Origin of the sequence: Mucilaginibacter flavidus (assembly GCF_024055575.1) — a bacterium.
GTDB lineage: Bacteria > Bacteroidota > Bacteroidia > Sphingobacteriales > Sphingobacteriaceae > Mucilaginibacter > Mucilaginibacter flavidus.
Genome location: NZ_JAMXOE010000027.1, coordinates 40,403 through 63,974, shown reverse-complemented (window position 1 = coordinate 63,974; position 23,572 = coordinate 40,403). Strand labels below are relative to the sequence as shown.

Below are 23,572 nucleotides of genomic sequence, written 5' to 3'. Positions count from 1 at the left end.
GTGCCTACTCACTTCTCAGGCTCTTCACCGGATTTGCCAGCGATGCCTTTATCGATTGGAAACTTATGGTAACGGCTGCCACCAGTAAGGCAATAATACCAGCTAATAGAAATACCCACCATTGAATATCTATACGATAGGCAAAATCCTGCAACCATTTACTCATGGCATACCATGTTATCGGCATTGCTATAAACGATGCAATTACAATCAGTTTCAAAAATTCTTTGGATAACATAAAGGTGATACTACCCGATGATGCGCCCAATACTTTCCGGATACCTATTTCTTTAACCCGTTGACGTATCATAAATGCAGCTAAGCCCAGCAGCCCGAGGCTCGCTATAATTACCGCGATAATGGCAAACGACGTAAATATTTTCCCGGTGCGCTCTTCTGCTTTGTATAGCGAAGCAAACTTGTCATCTAGAAAAGAATAGCTAAATGGCTCACCCGAACTATATGCATCCCATTTAGTTTTAATATCGCTCACCAATTTGCCCACATCCCGTGTTTTTACCCTGACGATAAGGTTGCCCACCGGCTTGCCAACTGGCAGTATCATTAAGGGCGCTATTTTTTGTTTCGCAGATGTAGTGTTAAAGTCTTTAATAACACCAACGATGGTATAGTGCCGCTGGCCCGAACGGATAATGGTTTTACCAATCGGGTCTTCATTACCTATTCCCAGGTCGCGCACCGCTGCCTCGTTAATGATTACAGAAATTGAGTCCGCTGGTGATGGCGGGTAGAAATTGCGCCCTTTTACTATTTGCATGCCCAGCGTAGGTACATATGAATTTTCTACCCAGTAAATACCTGTAGCTATTTCGGAGCGGGAGCCTTTGTCGGCCAGTTCCTTTACATAAATTACGGTGCCACCCGCATTGTTGTAGGTCGGGATATTATCAGATATTGTGGCATTTACCACCCTGTTATCACTTAGTAACTGCTGCTTTAACGGCACAATATTGTTACCAAGCACGTACCCGTCATTTATCACCAGTACCTGGTCTTTATTATAGCCAAGCTTTTTGTTCTGCATATAATGCAGCTGTTGATAAACTACAAATGTTGCTATGATAAGGGCAGTTGATATGGCAAACTGAAATACAATCAGGCTGCTGCGCAAGTTGCTTTTATTTGCCTGCTGACTGCCACCGTTACCTTTAAGGATAGAAATTATTTTAAAAGATGATAAAAAGAACGCGGGATAAATACCCGCAACTATGCCAACAAAAAGCGTTAATCCAACTGCTAAAAGCAAGGCCTTATAATTAAGGAAAAATCCAAAAGTGAATTGCTTGCCCGAAACATCGTTAAAATATGGCAGCAGCAGGAAAACCATCCCGAACGCAAAAACAGTAGCCAGCAGCGTAAGCATTACCGACTCGGTTAGAAACTGCGACACCAGCTTGTTTTTTGCTGAGCCTAACACTTTGCGGATACCGATCTCTTTCGAGCGTTTGGCAGCACTTGCTGTCGACAGGTTAGTGAAATTTATGCAAGCCAGCAGCAATATAAATATGGCTAAGGCACCAAAAATGTAAACATAGTGAATGTCGCCATTGGGTTCAAACTCAAACCTCGCCGCAGAGTGTAAATGGATACTGGTAAGTGGTTGTAAAAAGAAAACAAATGTTTTTGCCGATTTTCTAGCTTCGGTAAGGCTAATACCCATATCGTGCTGCATTTCGGGCACCACATTCCTTTCAACAAGTATCGGTAAGCGTGCCTCCAGTTGTTTCGGATCGGCATTTTTATCAAGCAGCAAGTATGTGTAAAAACCGATATTGCTCCAGCTTTGCCTTGAAGATGGTTTAACATATGTTGACATACTTGTAAATATGTCAGCATGAAAGTGTGAATCATCGGGAATTTTATCAATTACACCGGTTACGTTAAAAACAACGCCGCCAATTAAAAGTGCTTTACCTACACCCTGTGAGTTACCAAAATACTTTTTTACAATGGCTTTGGTTATTACTATTGAGTTGGGCGCCGTAAGAGCTGTTTTGCTGTCTCCGCTTAATAATGGAACGGAAAACATCCGGAAGAAATTTGGTTCGGCGCCTATTATGTTATTTTCTTTAAACTTTTTTGTTTCGTAACTCACAAATGCAGGTGGGTTAGTGGTCAGGCGGGTATAGTCTAACACCTGCGGGAATGCGCTTTTTATTCCCGGTCCTACTGCAACATCGGGATTTGGAAAATCGGTTGTAGCATTACCGTTAATTGTGCGAAGTACAACGCGGTAAATTTGTTTGGCATTTACCGGGTAGGTGTCGTAGTTCAATTCGCTATACAGGTAGGCACTGATGAGCATACAGCAGGTAAGCCCCACAGCCAACCCAAAAACGTTAATAAAAGAGAATGCTTTATTCCTGCTCAAATTCCGCCACGCGGTTTTTATAAAATTTTTTATCATGAGTTAGTTCATTTTTTCAATCATTCGTAAGTTGAAATATAATTCAACAGTAAACTGTCGCCGCCAACTGGTCACTCACTTCACGGGCTACTTTATCACAATTCCTAAACATTTGCCATAATTTTTACAGATAGGTTTAAAAGCCATACCAATTATATAAAATACTGTTAATCAATGAAATATATTATTGTTTTTATTTAAGGTGTATCATATCCGAACACAGTGTGTTACGCGTCCGAACAGTTCGTACGGCGTTTGTCTTACATTAAATAAATGCCTGTAAACCGATATGAAATCCTTTATACACTCATCTTAAAAAAATCCAGGATAAAAAAAGCCCCGGTGTTTCTACATACACCGGGGCCGCTTATTTAAAACTATTTAAACTGTTAGTTAAAACTCAGGTTAAGGCTGTCGCTGGCATCAACTTTTACGCTTACACCACCGCCGTTCAGACTACCTTTTACACGATCTTTTTCCCACTCGCCGCTAAACTTACTTACACGGGCAGTGTTAATCCTGCTGGCCGAAAGGTCTAAATCCATACCTTTATCACCCGGCACCTTTAAATCAACGTGGCCTCCGCTAACATCAAGCTTAATGTATTTTCCTAAGCGTGTCATATCAACATGCATACTGCCACCGCTTGTTGAGGCTTCAAGACTACAAGCCATACGTGTTAAGTTTACGCTGCCACCAGAAGTGCCGGTAATAAGCTCGCCTTCAATGTCGCTGGCTTGTATGCTGCCACCGCTTGTTTCAGCTTTAATTGTGCCGTTCAGGCCTTCCATATGGAGCGATCCCCCGCTTGTTTCCAGTTTAATTTTTCCCTGGCAGTTTTTGGCGCGCACACTGCCACCACTTGTTTCCAACTGTATATTGTCTTTTGAGTTCGATACTTCAATGCTGCCGCCCGAGGTTTCACCCTTTATAATTCCTGCAAGGTTATCAATGTGCAAGCTGCCACCACTGGTACTAAACTCTTCGTTACCGGTTAGATTATCAAGGTGAATGCTGCCGCCGCTGGTGTTTAGATGGGTAGCTACCTGTCTTGGTGTAAATATTTTAAACGAAATGCTCAATTGCCTGCGCCAGTTAAAGCCGCCTTCGTGTTTCCTTTTGGCAGTGGCATGTAGTTCGTGGTTACTAACTGTAACACTCAGGTCGTAATCTTCGGCAATGCGCTTGTCGATATCTTCTTTAGAAAGTTCCTGGCCGTTATTGCCGCGTACATAAACTTCAATACGTGGCGATTCACCACTGCCACTTACAGAGATACTGCCGCCTGAAGTTTTTACAAATACATCTTTAATGCCGTCGCTAGCTAACGATTTAGTTTGATAAGGCGTTTTATCCCAATTGCTTTGTGCAAAAGCTACAGAGCCCGAACAAGCAATCAATAGTAACAAAAGGTACTTTTTCATCATTTTTAAGTTTATTTATATAATAGACCGCTTTTATGCGGATACGTTGCATCAAATTAGAAATAATTTGGTCACTTTAATCGTTTCGTTAAATGTAATTAACCAGCATTAAGAATTTAAATCATTGTTATGCCGGCATAGCGGACGCATGTTTTGACTTTCTGCGCAACGGAAATATAAAAAGCCAGGATAGATATTTTGTTTTCATTGCTACATTATATAAAAGCAACGATGCCATTAAGCCCACCAACGTACCCAAAACAATGTGCACTGCCGAATTACGAACATGCAAAAACGTAGCTAAAATTATGCGTGTACCACTGCCAGCCAATATATGAACCAGGTAAATAGCCATAGAATTTATACCCAGATATTCCAGGAATTTAAAAAATGACAGATTGGAGCACAAACCGCTTAAGTAAATTACAACAAAGCTGCCTGATAATTGGGGAAATATCTCGTTATACCAGGCGGTTCGGGGGTAATGAAAATAGACATATAATGATGAAGCAAAAATCACCAGGTTAAATAAAAATGCCCAAATGTTATTTACCAACAGTTTAGTTACCTTGCCGCTTTGCGATAATGCTATGCCTGCTGCAAAGTAAATTAAATTGAGGTAAGTCCTGTCGAATATGTCGGTAATTAACGGAAAATTATAATAAACAACCCATACTATCACAGATATAAGTACACCCCATTTCTTTGAAATATTGAAGAACAGCAGGCACATTAAGTTAATAAGGAATAATGCCATCAGGAACCAAAACTGATCATGCGGCCGATAAAAATAATCCAACGAAAACCGGGCTTTAACATGACTATTCGTAAGGGCGGACAATCTTAGTGCTATAAAAGATTGGATTAATACCCATATAATAAATGGGTACACAATTGTTTCAAGCTTATTTACCAGGAAATATTTATTACCCCGTTTATTAAAACCAGGTAAAAAAAAATATCCCGAAAGTATAAAGAACAACGGCATATGAAAGCTGTAGACAAAATTAACCGCATAATTAAAAAACACCGGGTCAATTAGGTTCGCAGTATTGAGCCCTTTAATTACATGTCCAAAAACAACAAGAATAATTCCTATCCCTTTAGCATGATCAACCCAGTTAAGTCTCGCGGCCGCTGTATTATTACTCATCGCTTTACATTATTGTATAGTGTCCTTATTTAAATATTCCAAATCCTTTTATGTATGCTAATTAGTAAGCCGTAAATACAGCCAACTTTTTTTGCAAATATTGCAAACGAAAATTTATGCCACCCGGAAAATCAGTTAAAGCAGTGAGATTATCTACATTGCTTCGAGCGTTGTCCCAGCTCTCTGTATTTGGGTGTTATGTGCAGTACTTTATACTCTTTGTGATAATTTCTTTAGCACAAGTTACATCTGAACTCCATTGTTCAAACCAAAAATAAAATTTTTTTGTGAATATTTTAGACAGTATGCAAGCTTTTAAATGAATTAGCTACCTTACCTAATGCCCCGAAGGTATTAAGCACTTCATCAATAGCCAGGAAATACTATGTAATTTGCTAATTACATCCCAGCAAGCATGTTATTCTTCCGGCCCAACAAACATATTGTCGCCGAAAATTAATGCCCGGTGGATAGTTCTCGAATTAAGCTAACGTTCACGACCATTCTTCAGCCGCTAAACATTGATCAGTCTGATTTTAGACTTTTCACAGGATTTGCAAGCGCGGCTTTAATTGCCTGAATGCTCACGGTAACAGCGGCTACCAATAACGACGCGGCACCGGCTACTATAAATACCCACCATTGAATATTGATACGATAAGCAAAATCCTCCAACCATGAGTGCGCCATAAACCAGGCAATTGGCGACGCAATTATTGTCGCGATGATAACCAGCCCCAAAAAGTCTTTTGATATCAATGTTATGATATTGGGTATAGTTGCGCCCAAAACTTTACGGATACCAATTTCTTTGGTGCGTTGTACCACAGCATAAGCTGTTACAGCAAATAAACCAAGGCAGGCCAGCATAATAGCCAAGGCAGAAAAGGTGGTAAATACGCCTGCGGTACGCTGCTCACTGCGATACATGGCATCGTAGTCATCGTCAAGGAATTTATAGGAGAATGGCCTTTCGGGTACCCGGCTCTTCCATATTTGTTCGATATGTTGAATAGCAGCGACTGTATTCTGACCATCAACGCGTACAAACATTTTTTGGGTCTGAAAATGGTCGAGGAATATCAGCAACGGTCCGATCGGATCGTGAAAAGATTTAAAGTTAAAATCTTTAACAACCGCCTTAACCCTGCCCAGCGAGCCCTTTGAAAGCTGCTTGCCGATTGCTTGCTGTGGTGTCCACCCTAATGCTTTTGCAGCAGTTTCATTCAGCATAAAAGAGTATTGGAAGTTTTTGCCGCCATTGGTGGTATCTATTTGTAAAACATCGGTCTGATTATAATCGGTACCGGCTATTATTTTCAGCTGCATGGTCTTTATGAAGTCCTCATCCATCGGCAGCGCGTTAACAGAGATTGCTTTTCCATCGGCAGTAGTGATTCCATCGCCCCATCCTACGTTTATCGGCTCACTATTGGCCGTTGCTACGCCTTTAACTCCGGGAATGTTGGCAATCTCGTTTTTGAGGCCCTTTACTTTGGGCAGTATCTGCCAGTTTATTGGCAACACAACTACATTACTCTTGTTGTAGCCGATGTCCTTATTGCGAATAAAGGACAGCTGTTGCAGGATGACCACTGTGGTTATAATCAGGAAAATGGAAATTACAAACTGGAACACTATCAGTGATTTACGCACCCCCTGGCCGGATGTAAATGAGAAGCCCGATTTTAAAATCTTAGCCAGTTTAACACTTGATAACAATAAAGCCGGGTAAGCACCCGCCGCAAAACCTATCCCAACGCCAAGTAAAATAATACAGCCAAGTATAACAGGATCAAGCAGGGCGCTAAATTGCAAGGTTTTACCAGCCAACTGGTTAAATGATGGCAGCAACAAAAAGGCAAAGCCTATTGCCAGTATCACCCCTATAGCCGTAACAAAAACCGACTCGCCAATAAACTGCCGGAACAATTGACCTTTTGCTGCACCCATAACTTTACGGATACCAATTTCTGCTCCTCTACCGGCCGATTGTGCAATTGACAAGTTAACATAGTTTACACAGGCTATGATCAATATCAGTACCGCCACCACAATCATTATGTAGATGTAGGTAACACTGCCGTTCGGCTCGGGTGCATCGGGAAGATTTGAATGGAGATGGACACTGGTTAGCGGCTCAAAATGATAGGTAAGGTATTGGCTGCCTTCCATTTTTAACTCAGTGCGGCTTACCCTGTTCATGTAAACGTTTACTTGCTTTTGCAAAGGCTCAAGCTGGGTGCCGTCTTTCAAAAGCAGGTAGGTGATGTAATTGGCTTCCCACCATTTTTCCTGTTTCGAGGCATCAAGATTATTAAATGATGTAATAAAATCGAATTTTATTTGCGAGTTAGATGGCGCATCTGCCGCAACAGCCGAAACCATAAAATTTTTAGTCCCGATTTTTAATATTTTACCTATAGGATTTTCTGCATCAAAGTATTTTTTTGCAGCACTTTGGGTAACTATAATTTTTTCGGGTACACTTAAACCTGAAGCATCACCATTCAACAATTTGTATGAGAATATTTTAAAGAATGAAGGATCGGCATAAAGGATAGCCTGCTCGTCGAACACACGGTTGTTGTACGACATAATGCCCGAGCGTTTTTCAATCCTCACAAAATCAGTAACCGCCGGGAACATCCTTTTAAACTGCGGGCCGACCTTGGTTCCGGTTACCGCAATCTTTTGCGGTACACCACCCTGGAAATAATCCATCGTTACCCGCACAATCTTGTCGGCATTATCATTAAAACGGTCGTAGCTTAACTCATCTTTAATATAAATGCCAATTAAAAGGCAGCTTACAATGCCGATGGTTAAGCCTGTTATATTTACGAATGCATACAGGCGGTTCTTTTTTAAGTTTCGCCAGGCAATTTTGAAATAGTTTTTTATCATGTTATTTGGTCATTAGTCATTTCGGTGCGCTGCCACACAAAGTTAGTCGTTTGTCCTTAAGCTCTTCACCGGGTTAGTAAGCGCGGCTTTTATAGCCTGGAAGCTTACTGTAGCCAGCGAAATAAATACGGTTACAAATGCTGCAATTACGAATACCCAAATACTGATTGGTACTCGGTAAGCGTAGCTTTGCAGCCATGTGTGCATGGCCCACCAGGCCATTGGTATTGCCAAAACAAAGGCAATCATCACCAGTATTAAAAAGTCTTTTGATAGTAAGGTGGTAACGCTTGTAACCGATGCGCCTAACACTTTACGCACACCAATTTCTTTTATCCGGTTGTGGGCCATGTAGGTAGCCAAACCAAATAAACCAAGGCACGAAATAAAGATGGTTAAACCGGCAAATAAGCTGGCTAAAGTGCCTAACCGCTGCTCATCCCCAAATTTCCGGGCGTATTCCTGGTCTACAAAATTGTATTCAAACGGGTAATCAGGATTGTATTTTTTGAACACTCCCTCGGCGCGTTTTAGGTTATTAGCCGTAGTGTTGGCCGGGTTAAGCTTAAAATGTATAAAGTTAAACCACGATTTTGGGCCTTGTATAAGCATATGCTTAACGGGCTCATAAGGTGATTGCAATATAAAATCTTTGACCACGCCAACAATTTTATAGTGGCGGGCGTCTTTCCCCTCGCCGTTGTTGACAATTTCGCCAACGGGATTTTTAAGTCCCATAATTTTAACAGCCGCTTCGTTTAAAAGCATCGCCATCGAATCGGTTGGGTAGGTTTTAACGTCGATATCGCGGCCTGCAACAATTTTAAGCCCCATGGTTTTTACAAAGTCGCCATCAGTGTTAAATATGTTAAAGTCAATTTTATTTTTATCCATATGCCCCTTCCACGTGTACCCCCAGCTATCGCTCCAGCCCTGCGTAATCGGTGCACTTGTTTTTGTAACAGAAGTAGCCGCTCCGCTTGCAATGAGGTCATTCCGTATAGCTAAATAATTTTTTTCAATATTGCCTGTCATGGAAACATAAACCAGGTTGTCCTTTTTATAGCCGATGTCCCTGTCCTGGGCATATTGCAACTGCTGACGGATTATTATGGTACAAATTATCAGCACCACCGCAAACCAAAACTGCACTACCACCAGCACTTTACGTGGGGTAATTACTGCGTTGGCTGCTTTAAATGTGCCTTTCAATACACTTACCGGCTTAAATGAGGAAAGATACAACGCAGGATAGCTACCGGAAATTAAACCGGTAAATAAAATAAAACCTACAAATACAAGCCAGAAACTAACGCTGCCATAAGGAACGAATAACGTTTTCTCGGTTAGCAAATTAAAGCCCGACATGCTGATTTGCACAGCTACCAGGGCAATTACGCCTGCAATAAAAGCTATTAAAACCGATTCCCCTAAAAATTGGCTGATTAATGAACCCCTTAATGCACCAACAACCTTGCGGATGCCCACCTCGCGGGCGCGCCGTTCGCTGCGGGCGGTGCTAAGGTTCATAAAATTGATACAGGCTATCAGCAATATAAATGCGGCAATAAGCGAAAAAGTACGAACGGTAGATATTCGCCCGCCATCGGGATGGCCTTTTTCGTCAAATTTTGAATATAGCCGAAGTTTACTTAGCGGGTACACAAATTGCTGTATGTCCTTTGTATCTGAATGAGATTTGGTGACGTTAACAAGCGCCTTGTTCGCCATGGCTTCGGTAACCCCGGGTTTTAGTAATACCCAGGTTTGGATAGAATTGTTGCCCCAGTATTGATCGTCCTGCCCAATTTTCGTCATATATGTCCAGGGCATCAAATACTCAAAACTAAACCTGGTATTATTGGGTAAATCCTTCATAACGCCGGTTACCGTAAAGTAGGCATTACTATCTATTTTAATACTTTTACCCATGGCGTTATCATTCCCAAAAAGCTTTTTCGATAGCTTCTCGGTTATCACAATGCTGTGTATAGTGTTAAGCGCCGTATGTTTATCGCCGTGCACCAGCGGAAAGCTGAACATAGTTAAAAAACTTGGGTCGGTAAAGTTTCCCTGTAGGTTTAAATGTTTATCGCCCACGGTAAACAGGAATGTGGAGCCCCAGTTTGTACGGCAAACATCTTCAACCTGCGGATATTCCTGTTTTATAATCTTGCCCATTACTTTTGGTGTGGTATTCCAGCACCAAAGTTTACCATCAAATACCGAACGGTTATAAACTGAGTATAGCCTGTCATTCTTTTCGTGAAACTGGTCGAAACTAACTTCGTTTTGTATCCATAACAGTATCAGCGCAGCGCTTGCCATTCCTATGGCCAGGCCAACAATATTAATAGCAGAAAATGCCTTATGCCGTAGCAAATTTCTCCAGGTGATTTTCAGGTAATTTTTAAACATCGTGAAAAAAGTTGAGCGTTTATTTTAATAATTTAATAGACTGTTAAAATCACCAATGCGTTGCATCAGTTTAAAACTTTATTGCATTTTAAGGCCATATAAATCTATTTCATGTTTCTTTTCTTTGTATCGCCGCCTTAGGGGGATTTCTTTTTTGTCATTAGTCATTTCGCTAGGCTGTAATTTGCTTCGCCTCATTAGTTATTACGCTGCGCTGTCATTAGTCATTGGTAAATCGCCGCCATCCATTAATGACGAATGACATTTACTCGCTCCTCAAACTCACCCCGGGATTGGTCAGCGCCGCTTTTATTGATTGGTAGCTGATAGTAACTAATGCTATTAATATCGTTATCCCTGCAGACAAGGCAAATACCCACCAGCTAATATCGGTTCGGAAAGCGAAGCCTTGCAGCCATTTACTCATGGCATACCAGGCAATGGGAAACGCCAATACAGATGCGATAATTATCAGCTTCAAAAAATCTGCTGAAAGCATGGTTACCAGGTTTGGTACGCTGGCGCCCAATACTTTCCTGATGCTGATTTCTTTCATACGTTTTTCGGCTGTGTATATGGCCAGGCCGAGTAAACCAAGGCAGGCCACTATTACAGACAGCGCGGTAAACACGGTGAACACTTTGCCCATTACCCGGTCGGATTTGTACAGTTTGTCAAATTCAGCATCCATAAAACTGTAATCAAACGGAGTGGTTGGCGCAAACTCTTTCCATTTTCTTTCGATATTTTCTATCGCGGCAGCATAATCGCCTGCCTTTATCCTTACCGAAATAAATGAAGTGCCAATGTTATAAGTATTTGATGTAGTGTAAAATAAAGCGAAAGGCGCAATCTCTGCGCGTAACGATTCGGTATTGAAATCTTTTACCACGCCTATTACTTTAAAACGCTGGTTATTATTGCCGGGGTAAGTAAGCATTTTGCCGATAGGGTCCTTCCACCCTATTTGTTTTACCGCAGTTTCGTTCAATATCACAGATGCTGAGTCTGAAAAATCTTTAGCGAATGCCCGGCCACTTTTAACTTTCAGGTTTAGGGTAGGTATAAAAGCTTCATCTACAATAAATGATGCCAGCATGATGTTATTTTCCGCGCTATGTACATCACCTGCGTTTAGCTCGGGAATATAGGTATCGCCAAAAGAATTTTTGGTTGGCAAACTGGTTGATATGGTGGCGCTGCTAATCTGCGGGAGTTTTGCTAACTCGTTGCGCAGGCCCTCTGCGTTTTTGCCGAGTCTGTCAGTGTTTGATAACACCAAAACGTTTTCTTTATTCAGCCCAAGGTCTTTGCTTTGGCTGTACATTAATTGTTTGTAAACAACAATGGTGCATATAATAAGCACGGTAGATACGGTAAACTGGAAAACCACCAAGGCATTCCTTGTAAAAAAGCCGTTCCCATTATTGCGGAATAGTCCGCTACCTTTTAAAATGCTGACTGGTTTTAACGATGTAAGGAAAAATGCCGGATAGCTACCTGCAAGCAAGCCGGTAATTATTATTAATGATAAAATTCCAAGGCCAGATTTAAACCCAAGGAAATTACTAACGGATAGCTCTTTATTTGCGATGTCGTTGAATGCCGGCAGTACCAGTGTTACTATAATTATGGCAACAAGGGCAGCCAGGGAACTGTATAAGATAGCCTCAGTTATAAATTGCTTTATCAGTTGTTTACGCAACGAACCCAAAACCTTGCGTATACCCACCTCCTTTGCCCGCTTGGCAGCTTGCGCTGTCGATAAGTTCATGAAATTAACGCAAGCCAATAGTATAATGAATAAAGCTATTGCCGAAAATATATAAACGTACTTAATATCGCTTGGGTCGAGATACCTGGTGCCAATGTTTGCTGAGTAAAGGTGTAAATCGGTTAATGGTTGCAGGTGTAAATCCCATTTGCCGCCTTTCTTCCTAAACTCCTCAAATGGCTGGCCAATGCGTTTAAAAGCGCTGGCGGCTTGAGTCGCTACCATTTGAGGCAACCTGGCCTCTAATTTTGCTGTGGTTTTCGGGTCGGCCGCAGCATCAGGAGTAAGCTTTATATAAGTGGCCATTTGTAACCATACCCAGCTCCAGGCAAAACGTTTTACCGGAGGGATACTTGCTGTATTTTGTAACAGCTCGAATTGTAATGACGACTGCTTTGGGATATCTTTTAAAACAGCGGTGACCGTAAAAGGCGTCTTGTATTCATCAAACACTAACGTTTTGCCTATCGGCGATGCGTCACCAAAATACTTTTTAGCAGCTTTTTGGGTAAGTACAACCGAGTTGATGCCATTTAGACAGGTAGAAGCATCACCGGCAACTAATGGGAAATTGAAAAACTTAAGGAAATTGGAATCAACTGCCAGCAGGCCTTTTTCGGTAACTGAACTTTTCTGCCCGTTGTTTTCGAAATGGATAATCTCGTCGCCGGGCAAGTACATACGGGTGTAGCTTTCAACTTGCGGGAAGTTATTTTGTAATGCAGCCCCCACAGGCGGACCAGTATGTCCAACCACAAACTGGTTGTTACCCATTTTACCGTCAATGTTTACGCGGTAAATGCGGTCAGCATCCTTAAAAAAGCGGTCGTAGCTCAGTTCATCGGCTACATACATACTAATCAACAGCACGCAGGCCAGCCCGATGGCCAGCCCGCTTATGTTTATTATACTGCTTACTTTGTTGCGTACCAGGTTACGCCAGGCAATTTTGAAATAGTTCTTTATCATGTTTGGTTCATTAGTTCAGTCGTTCATTAGTTCATTGGTAAAGAACGAATCGCATACTTACCACGAACAATTTCACAGTGCATTTTTCAACTAATCTCTAGTCTCCAACCTCTAATCACTCACTTTTCAAACTTTTAACCGGATTAGTAAGAGCAGCCTTTATTGATTGAAAGCTGATGGTTACAAATGCTATTAAAATTGCGCCGATGCCGGCCAGTACCAACACCCACCATTGGACATTTTGCCGGTAAGCAAAACCCTGTAACCAGCCATGCATGGCCAACCAGGCTCCGGGCGTTGCAATTCCTATAGATATTAACACCAGCTTTATAAAATCCTTTGACAGCAGGCCCACTATAGTTGAAACGTTGGCGCCTAATACCTTGCGGATGCCGATTTCTTTGGTGCGTTGTTCAGCGGCATATGCGGCCAGCCCAAATAGCCCTAAGCAGGCTATCACTACGGCAAGCGAAGTAAATGCTACAGATATTGTCCCGATACGTTGTTCTGCGCGGTATATGGCATCAAAGTCCTCGTCCATAAATGAGTAGGCAAACGCCTGCGTGGGCGAGAATGAGTTGTACTTATTTTTTATTTGTTGTATGATGGCTGGGATATTAGCAGACTTAACGCGGACAGTTACAGCGCCGCGGTCTTCATCCATATTGAACATTAACGGCGTTATGTTATCTTTAAGCGATCTGTAGTTAAAGTTTTTCATCACGCCGATAATGTGGTACTTTTTGATGGTTTTACCCATCCGGTCGTTAGGGGCATACATAAATTGATCGATAGGATTTGCGAAAGCAAGTTGCTTGGCCGCGGCTTCGTTAATTATCAATGCAGCCGTGTCTGTCGACATTTCCTTCGAAAAATTTCTGCCGGCAATAATTTTAATGCCCAGTGTCGGCATATAATTTTCGTCGGCCGGCCAAATTTGGGAAAGTATTGATTGTTTTTGGTCCAACGTAGGTGTTTTAAAAAAAGCACTACTATTGCCGTAGCCTCCTGTAGGTAGTGCCCCGGATAACGAAGCATTTTGCACCCCGGCAAGGGTCTTTACTTCGTCGCGAAATGACTTAGCGCCTTTGCCCAGCGACCACACATTTTTTATAACCAGTACGTGGTCGCGGTTATAGCCCAAGTCTTTACTTTGTATGTATTGGAGCTGATTGTAGATGACCAGTGTACTTATTATAAGAAATATAGAGATACAAAACTGACCAACGACCAGTATGTTGCGAAACATCCCCCCTTTAAACCCGGCTGCAATTTTCCCCTTCAATACTTCTATGGGTTGAAAAGCCGACATGTATAAAGCAGGGTATGAGCCTGCTAGACACCCGATTATAATAATTATCAAAAGCAGGGTTGGCAATAACCACGATATAATTTGCCCGGTTACTACCAACTCCTTGCCGGCCATTTTGTTGAATTCCGGTAAAAACAGCCAGGCAGCCAGTAAAGCTATCAGGGTAGCGAACAACGTAACCAATACAGATTCGGTTAGAAACTGAAAGATCAGGTGTTTGCGCGGCGAGCCCAATACTTTGCGTACCCCCACCTCGCGGGCCCGGTTTGATGAGCGGGCAGTTGAAAGGTTCATGAAATTAACGCAAGCTATCAGTAAAATAAGAATAGCAACACCTGAAAAGATGTAGACGTATTTGATATCGCCATTCACATCTAATTCCGCCACGCTGATTGAATGCAGGTGTATCCTTCTTAACGGAATAAAATCAAGCTTATAGTAATTACCGGCTTTTTCAAAATCGGTAAAACTTAAATGGATCATGCTCTGCAATTGCGGACCGGCATGCTTTATCATAAACGCCGTCATTTTAGCATCAAGTTTCTTTATATCTGCACCTTCTTTCAGCAAAACGTAGGTATTAAAGTTATTGCTTAACCAGGCATCTTCCTTACTTTCTGCAAGGCCCGGCATTGCAATAAAAAAGTCGAAATTAAAGTGCGACTGTTTGGGGATATTTTTTAAAACGGCCGTTACTTTATAAAGCGATGTATCATTAAAAGTTAACGTTTGCCCCACAACATCGGTGCGGTCAAAATATTTTTTGGCCATCTTTTCGGTTATAACAACCGTGTGGGGCGCGGTAAGGGCATTTTGAGGGCTGCCGCTTATCATTGGTAATGTAAAAATGCTGAATATGGAATTATCGGCATAAACCATTCTATCCTCAACAATATTTTGCTTACCCTTTTTTACCTGGTTTCCACCATTATTACGGAACCGGGCTACTTGCTCAATTTCCGCAAAATCTGCTTTCATAGCGGCAGCAGCAGGTGCTGGTGATACCGCGTAAGAGTTTTCGTTACCACCGAATTTTATATTGTTGTTAACGCGGAAAATCCTGTCGGCTTTTGTGTTGTAGCTGTCAAAGCTTAGCTCATCAAAAACATAAAATACAATTAACAGGCAGGTTGCCAGCCCCAAAGCCAGGCCGAAAACATTAATAAATGTAAAACCCTTGTTTTTCATCAAACCGCGAAACGCAGTTTTTATATAGTTTTTTATCATTTCTGTTTAGTTTTAGGTTGGGGCAACTTTTATAAAAATAAGACGACTTATTAGTCCATTTAGTTGCACCGGTTTTAAAAAAAATTAGTTAACTATTCGCTTTTTAAACTTTTAACGGGGTTTGTGAGCGCTGCTTTTACCGATTGGAAGCTGATGGTTACAAAAGCTATTGCAATAGCCCCTGCACCAGCCAGCGCCACCACCCACCATTGTATATTTTGTCGGTACGCAAAGCCTTGCAGCCAGTTGTGCATGGCCCACCAGGCAACTGGGGTGGCAATAGCTATAGAAATAGATACCAGCAAAATAAAATCCTTTGAAAGCATACCCACAATAGCTGACACGCTAGCCCCCAAAACCTTGCGGATGCCAATTTCTTTGGTGCGCTGTTCGGCTGCATACGCTGCCAGGCCAAACAAGCCCAAACAAGCTATTATTATCGCCAGGGAGGTAAACGTTATAAATATTTGCCCCATACGCTGTTCCGAACGATACAATGCATCGAAATCATTATCCATAAACGAGTAGTTGAATTGCTGTCCAGGCGCCAGCGCTTTATATTTTGCTTCAACCTGGCTAATTAATAGCGGCATGTTAGTTGATTTAAGCCTGATGCTCAATGCGCCGCGGTCCTGGCCATAAAGAAATACCAAAGGCGTAACGTTATCCCTGAGCGACTTAAAGTTAAAGTCCTTCATCACCCCGATAATGTGAAATTGGGCCATTTTTGTAACCATGTTATCCGCAGGCGTGTAAAGCGTTTGATTTAACGGATCTTTAAAATTCAGCAGTTTTGCAGCTGCTTCGTTGATGATGAGACCTGCAGTATCGGTACGCATATCAACTAAAAAATTGCGACCTAATAACATCTTAATTTTCAGCGTTTTGATATAATCCTCATCGACTGTCCATTCCTGTGACGTTACAGCCCTTTTTTGGTCGAGCACCTGGTCTTTAAAAAAGCTTGTACTGTTCCTTGTGCCGCCGGTAGGAAGTGCACCGCTAAGTGATACGTCCTGTACGCCCGATAGCTGCTTTACTTCTTGTTTAAAGGTTTTAGCACCGTTGCCTAACGCCCAAACGTTATTAATTACCAACACATGGTCGCGGCTGTAGCCAAGGTCTTTACTTTGAATGTATTTTAACTGGTTGTAAATAACCAGCGTGCCGATAATTAGAAATATAGAAATTGCAAACTGAAAAACCACCAGGAAACTGCGAAGCATGCCGCCTTTAAAGCCTGCTGCAATTGTGCCTTTCAGCACCTTTATGGGTTGAAAAGCCGAAAGGTAAAGCGCCGGGTATGAACCGGCCAGGCAACCTATCACTATTACGACAAACAACAGCACCGGTAGTAGCCAACGTAGTATTTGCCCGGTAATCTCCAATTCCTTGCCAGCCATCTGATTAAACAATGGTAGCAACGCCCATGCTGCTAAAACAGCTATTATAGTGGCAACCAGCGTTATCAAAATTGATTCAGTTAAAAACTGGGCGATCAAATATATACGCGGCGAACCAAGCACTTTACGTACGCCCACCTCGCGGGCCCGGTTTGATGAGCGCGCCGTTGAAAGGTTCATGAAATTAACGCAGGCAATCAGTAAAATAAATATGGCTACCAGCGCAAAAATGTAGATGTATTGGATATCGCCATTTGCCCCCAATTCCGAGCCGATGTTCGATTCAAGGTGTATTTTTTTGAGTGGAAAAAGGTATAGCTTGATATAATTGCCCGACTGTTCAAATTTGTCGAATGTTAAATGCAACACGCTGGCTAGCTGCGGACCTGCGCGCCTGCGGAAAAAGTCGGTGAGCTTGCCCGAAAGTTTATTGGCATCGGCGCCTGGTTTAAGCAAAATATAAGTATTATAATCCTCGCTGAACCAGGCATCTTCTTTGCTTTCAGCCAAACCAGGCATCGCTAAAAAGAAATCGTAGTTAAAATGGGATTGCTTTGGAATATCTTTTATTACAGCCGTAACCTTATACAACTCACTGCCATTAAATGTCAGTGTTTTGCCGACTGCATTCGTAGTGTTAAAATATTTAAGCGCGGTTTTCTCATTTATTGCGACGGTATTGGGGGCTGTTAAGGCGTTGCTCTTGCTGCCGCTTACAATCGGCAGCGTAAAAACATCAAAAATGGAATTGTCGGCGTAGATCATTTTATCCTCGTGGATACTCTGATTACCTTTTTTTACATTGTTACCGCCCCTATCCCTGAAACGGACTACCTGCTCAATTTCGGGAAAATCAGCTTTCAATGCTGCAGCAGTTGGCGCAGGCGAACAGGCATAGCTGTTGGTGTTGCCGCCAAATTTAACCTCGTTATTAACGCGGAATATGCGGTCGGCTTTGGTGTTAAAGCGGTCGTAGCTCAATTCATCGAATACATAAAAAACGATAAGCAGACAGGCGGCAAGCCCAAGAGCAAGCCCCAATACATTGATAAAGGTAAAACCCTTGTTTTTTACCAGGCTGCGGAATGCTGTTTTAAGATAGGTTTTAATCATAGCGATTCAGTTTTAAAGCAGGTTAATTGTTTGGTTTAATGTTGGACTACCGCGTAACCAATTAGGTTTCACTATCATCCAACATTACTACAACTACCGCACCCTTTACCCCTATCCGCTTCGTGATTTTTTTGCCATTACGCTTTGATTTCCGCTCAGCGTTCCATTTTTTCACACGGAACACCCCGAACGCTATGGAACACACTCATTATCAATCGTTTCGGTTTTGAAGATTTGCAACTAACTGATAATTAAGCGATATAAAATAAATGTTTCTGTTCCACTCTTTCCAACTGTTACCGCCAACTTCCTGCTCACTCCTGAGGTTTCAGCTCAGCGTTCCATTTTATCACACGGAACACCCCGAACGCCATGGAACACGTTAACTATCAAGTATTTAACTTTTATATGATTTACAAACAACTGATAGTCAAGCGATACAAGATAAATATTTCGGTGTTGCCCTCCCCTCCGTTCTAACTGCTAACTGCTACTGCAAACTGCCTACTCACTTCTCACTTCTCAGGCTCTCTTCGAAAGCCATAGCTCATTCTGAGCGAAGGCTCTTCACAGGGTTTGCCAGCGCGGCTTTTAATGCCTGGTAACTAACAGTTGTAAGCGCTATCAACATGGATAGTAACCCCGCAACCGCAAATACCCACCAGCCAATATTAATGCGGTAAGCAAAATCCTTAAGCCAGCTATGCATGCCTATCCATGCTAGCGGGAAAGCTATTACCGCAGCTATTAATACCAATAAAATAAATTCTTTCGAAAGCATGCCTACGATGCCCGGTACCGACGCGCCAAGTACTTTGCGGATACCTATTTCGCGGGTGCGTTGCAGTGTACTATATGATGCAAGCCCCAGCAGTCCTAAGCACGATATCATGATGGCTAGCACCGCAAAATACATAAACAGCTTGCCAAAGCGGTCTTCTGTCTGGTATTGTTTATTGAAATTATCATCGAGGAAGAAATAAGAAAATGGCCGTTGTGGCACTAAGCTTTTCCATTTACTTTCAATAGCAGCCAGGGTAGCGTGTATGTTTCCGCCTTTAAGCTTAAGCGTAAATACGCTCGTGTTTCCGGGGTTAAGCCTGAAGTTTAAGGGTTTAATATTTTGCTGTAACGATACGAAGTGGAAATCCTGCGCAACACCGATTATTTTACCTTTACGTCCCCATTGCGTATACTGCTTACCTATGGCATCGTTTGCATTAGCGTAACCAAGCTCTTTAACAGCTGCCTGGTTTAAAACAATTGCCTGGGTTGTATCAGTAGCAAACCCCCTATTGAACGCCCTGCCTGCAACTATTTTTATGCCGTATTGGGCTATAAAATCAAAATCAACCTCAATTAAATTCATGTTCATAGGCTGCATTTTGCCGGTTATGCTTTGGATTTCGCTGTAAGCAACGCCATTTCCATTGCCGAACGTGGTTCCGGAGCCTGAAACCGACATAACGCCCTGTACGCCCCTGAACTCATTTTTAATGCTTTCCATATTCTTTATCACTGCCGAGTCGCCTCCTGTGTTAAGCACCAGCATTTGGTCTTGCTGAAAACCGAGCGACTGGTTTCGCATGTAATTAAGCTGGTTATACACGATGATGGTGCCTACTATTAATACAATGGATATGGTAAATTGTACCACAACCAGCCCCTTGCGTAAAAATATGCCTTTAACAGAAGTGGTAAATTTACCTTTGAGTACCGAAAGGATACTAAAATTGGTAAGCACCAATGCCGGATAAAATCCTGCCATACAACCAATTATAACCGATATTGCAAACAGGATAAAAATATAGCCGTGCGAAAAAATATTTTGGCTTATTATTTTGCCTGCCAGCATGTTAAACAACGGGAGCATCACTACACTAAGGACCGCCGAAACAACAAAGGATATCAAACATATAATGATCGATTCGCCTAAAAACTGGGCGGTAAGTTGTTGGTTTATTGCTCCAACTACTTTGCGTATACCTACCTCTTTAGCCCGCTCAGAAGCGCGTGCGGTGGTTAAGTTAACGAAGTTGATGCAGGCAATAAGCAGGATGAAAACCGCCACTATGGAAAATATGTAGACGTTTGATTGGCTGCCATTTACAGGCGCTCCTCGAAAGCTATCCATATATATATCCCTCAAAGGCTCTATAAAAAGATCATAATTATAGCCCCTGCGGCGTTGGTCTTCACTGATGTGTTTGCGAAGAAAACCGGGAAGCTTTGCCTGCAGGCTCGCAGGATTATAACCCTTCGCAAGCAGCAGGTAGGTATTGTTGCTGAAATTGCCCCATTCTTTCATGTTGATAAGCTTCATCGGTTCCATTGATGATGTAGATATAAGCATATCGAAAGAAAAATGCGAATTAAGCGGAACGTCTTTGACTACGCCGGTAACCTTAACCGGGGTTTTACCATCAAGCCGGAGCGATTTTCCGAGCGCATCCCCATCCCCGAAATATTTTTTCGCTGCTGTCTCGGTAAGCACAATACTGAACGGCTCCTTAAGCGCGGTTTCCGGGTCACCGGCAACAAACGGGAAAGTAAAAATCTTGAAAATATCAGGGTCGGTAAACTGGATATTATTTTCCTGGAAGCGATGATTCTGGTATTCAACCAGGAAGCCGAAGCCAAATAGCCTCGCGTTAGCTTTTACTTCCGGGAAATCCTGCTGCAAAGCGGGCCCCATGGGCGCCGATGCACTGTTCCAATGCAGTACTTCGGTTGGCGATTTAATATCGGTATTGAGCCGGTAAACATTGTCGAAGTTTTGATTAAACTTATCGTAACTAAGTTCAAACCGCACATACATAAAAATCAGGAAACAGGCTGTCATCCCAACAGCCAATCCTATAATATTTATCAGCGAGAAGCTTTTATGCCGCCATAGGTTCCGGAATGCAATTTTAATATAGTTCTTTATCATACTTGGTTCATTTGTTCACTGGTTCATTTGTTCATTAGTTTATTTTTGACTGCCAACTGTTATTTCCAACTGCCTACTCACTTCTCAGGCTTTTCACCGGATTTGCGGTAGCGGCGCTTAATGTATTCAGGCTTACAACCACCATGGTTAACAGTAAAATAAGCACCCCTACGATGCCGAACATCCAGATACTGATATCGATATGGTAGGTGTATTTTTGGAGCCAGTTGTGCATCATCCACCAGGTTAAGGGTACAGCTACAACAAATGCAATCAATACCAGCTTTAAAAATTCAGTAGCAATCAGCATCAATAGTTGTTTCACCGTAGCGCCCAACACTTTGCGGATGCCTATCTCGCGGAAACGTTTTTCTATAGTAAACGACGCTAATCCCGCCAAACCTATACAGCAAATAAAAATGGCCAGGCCTGCAAAAATGTTGGTCAGGCTGCTGATCAGTTCTTCGGCGATAAATTTCTTACCAAATTCCCTGTCAACAAATTGGTATTCAAAAACGTCGGCAGGACTATATTCGGCAAAAAGCTTTTTAAACATATCTATTGCCTGCTGAGGCTTTACACCGTCACGCAAACGGGTTGTGATACACGCGGAGCCTTTGTCGCTGTAATATACCATCAGCGGGTCTACAGGGTCGTATGGCGATGTCATAACCACATTGGCTATCACGCCGATAACAATATATTTTCGCCGGCCATAATTCATTTCCATGCCAATCGGGTTTTTTACATGCATGGCATCAACGGCCGCTTTATTAAGCATCATCGAGGCCGAATCGGCAGGTGTACCCAAAAAGTCGTGTCCCTGCAGCAATCTAATACCCATTGTGCTTGTAAAATTCACATCGGTTTGGATGCCGGAGAAAATTATTTTCGAATCTGTCGGCATACCCACGTACGATGGAGACGGCGACCTCCACCAGATATCAGTAATCGGTGATGAGGTGCGGGTCACCTCTTTTATCAGTCCCGACTTTAACATATCATTTTTTATCGCCTTAAAGTTTTTATCGGTGTTTGGCGTCGACGGCAGCATAATCAGGTTATTGGAGTTATACCCCATATCCCTGTCCTTAACATGCTGAATTTGTTTATAGATGATAAGCGTTGCAGCTATTAAAAAAATAGAGATTACAAACTGGCCAACCACCAGTATACGCCTTGGCAACACGGCACTTTTGCCGGCAGCAAACGTTCCTTTTAACACCTTCACCGGGTTGAAAGATGATAGGTACAAAGCCGGGTAGCTGCCTGCCATAACACCGGTAAACAGAATGATAATAAAAGCACCTGTCAAAAACACCGGATCGGCCACATTTAAGCTTAATCGTTTGCCTACCAACGAATTAAATGACGACATTAAAAGATATACTGCAACAATTGACAATGCAAAAGCCATCAGCGACAACAGCAGCGACTCGAAATAAAATTGTGTTATTAACTGTTTTTTACCTGAGCCCAGTGTTTTCCTTATGCCAACTTCTTTGGCCCGTTTTTCTGACCGCGCGGTTGAAAGGTTCATGAAGTTTACGCAGGCAATCAGCAGTATAATAATCGCTATAATGGTAAATAAGCGTACATATTCAATTTGTCCGCCGGTGTTTTTTCCGTCCTTATAATCGCTGTAAAGGTGCCATCTGTTCATCGGCACGGTAAAATAGGTACTAATTTTATCGTGGTTATGGTCATACATTATCTTGTTGATGGCTTTTTCGATAGCTGCAATATTTGGATTTGGTGCAGTTTCAATATAAACCGAATAAGATGAGTTCTGCCATTCTTTCATCGCATTTTGAACCTGCGGGTCGGATGGACTAAATGCCGACAAAGCTTCAAACTGGCGGGTTGAATTGCCTGGCATATCGGCTATTACAGCTGTTACCTTCAGCAACTGCTGGTTAATTTTAATCGCTTTATTGATGGGATCTGCATCCCCAAAAAACGATTTGGCGGTCGACTCCGTCAGCACGAGGCTATTTGGTTCAAGTAACGCTGTTTTCGGATTGCCCTTGATGAATTTACAGGTAAACATATCAAAGTAGCGTCCGCCTACAACAGCCAGGTCCTTTTTCAGTTTGGTTTGTCCGTACTCAAACTGCAGAGGCGAGGTATAGCTGGACATCACAGCATTTTTTATCTGCGGATAGCCCGTCTCCAGCGATTTTGCCAGCGGGAACACCATATTTTGGTCGGTAAATATGTTATTCTTAAAATCGCGGTTGGCGATTACCTGGTAAATATTCTTGTACCTGGTATTGAACTTATCAAACGTAAGCTCATCATTTACCCACAAAAAAATGAAAATGGTACAGGTCATACCAATTGTTAAACCCAACAAATTGGTAATGGTAAAGCCTTTATTCCTGCTAAGGTTTCGCCAGGCTATTTTAATATAATTTTTTATCATGATATGTGGTTCATTAGTTTACTGGTTCATTGGTAAGGATGACTGTTAAAGTGTTTGAAACGTTGCATGTTATGGCTATATATTTGT

10 protein-coding genes are annotated in these 23,572 nt (G+C 42.2%); all 10 read right to left on the bottom strand.

What is annotated here, in order from left to right; genetic code table 11:
* Positions 1-4: 4 nt before the first annotated feature.
* The 10 genes from NAF19_RS26240 to NAF19_RS26195 all read right to left on the bottom strand — a co-directional run bounded on the left by NAF19_RS26240 (position 5) and on the right by NAF19_RS26195 (position 23,485).
* Positions 5-2,428 (bottom strand): ABC transporter permease, encoded by a 2,424-nt coding sequence (locus NAF19_RS26240; RefSeq protein WP_252793339.1) that lies wholly within the window; start codon positions 2,426-2,428, stop codon positions 5-7.
* A 389-nt stretch (positions 2,429-2,817) separates the two neighbouring features.
* The gene (locus NAF19_RS26235) at positions 2,818-3,855 is read right to left on the bottom strand and encodes a DUF4097 family beta strand repeat-containing protein (protein WP_252793338.1); all 1,038 of its coding nucleotides are present in this window, start codon (positions 3,853-3,855) and stop codon (positions 2,818-2,820) included.
* Between the two features lie 124 nt (positions 3,856-3,979).
* The gene (locus NAF19_RS26230; protein ID WP_252793337.1) at positions 3,980-5,005 is read right to left on the bottom strand and encodes an acyltransferase family protein; all 1,026 of its coding nucleotides are present in this window, start codon (positions 5,003-5,005) and stop codon (positions 3,980-3,982) included.
* Between the two features lie 525 nt (positions 5,006-5,530).
* Positions 5,531-7,912 (bottom strand): ABC transporter permease, encoded by a 2,382-nt coding sequence (locus NAF19_RS26225; RefSeq protein WP_252793336.1) that lies wholly within the window; start codon positions 7,910-7,912, stop codon positions 5,531-5,533.
* 42 nt (positions 7,913-7,954) lie between these two features.
* Positions 7,955-10,330: an ABC transporter permease gene (locus NAF19_RS26220; protein ID WP_252793335.1), complete on the bottom strand. Its 2,376-nt coding sequence runs from the start codon at positions 10,328-10,330 to the stop codon at positions 7,955-7,957.
* 265 nt (positions 10,331-10,595) lie between these two features.
* Positions 10,596-13,073, bottom strand: coding sequence for an ABC transporter permease (locus NAF19_RS26215; RefSeq protein ID WP_252793334.1), 2,478 nt, complete (start codon positions 13,071-13,073; stop codon positions 10,596-10,598).
* A 115-nt stretch (positions 13,074-13,188) separates the two neighbouring features.
* Positions 13,189-15,612: an ABC transporter permease gene (locus NAF19_RS26210; RefSeq protein WP_252793333.1), complete on the bottom strand. Its 2,424-nt coding sequence runs from the start codon at positions 15,610-15,612 to the stop codon at positions 13,189-13,191.
* Between the two features lie 92 nt (positions 15,613-15,704).
* A complete protein-coding gene (locus NAF19_RS26205; RefSeq protein WP_252793332.1) occupies positions 15,705-18,128 on the bottom strand; it encodes an ABC transporter permease in 2,424 nt (807 codons plus the stop codon).
* Between the two features lie 547 nt (positions 18,129-18,675).
* A complete protein-coding gene (locus NAF19_RS26200; RefSeq protein ID WP_252793331.1) occupies positions 18,676-21,060 on the bottom strand; it encodes an ABC transporter permease in 2,385 nt (794 codons plus the stop codon).
* Positions 21,061-21,133: 73 nt separating this feature from the next.
* The gene (locus NAF19_RS26195) at positions 21,134-23,485 is read right to left on the bottom strand and encodes an ABC transporter permease (RefSeq protein WP_252793330.1); all 2,352 of its coding nucleotides are present in this window, start codon (positions 23,483-23,485) and stop codon (positions 21,134-21,136) included.
* Positions 23,486-23,572 lie beyond the last annotated feature (87 nt).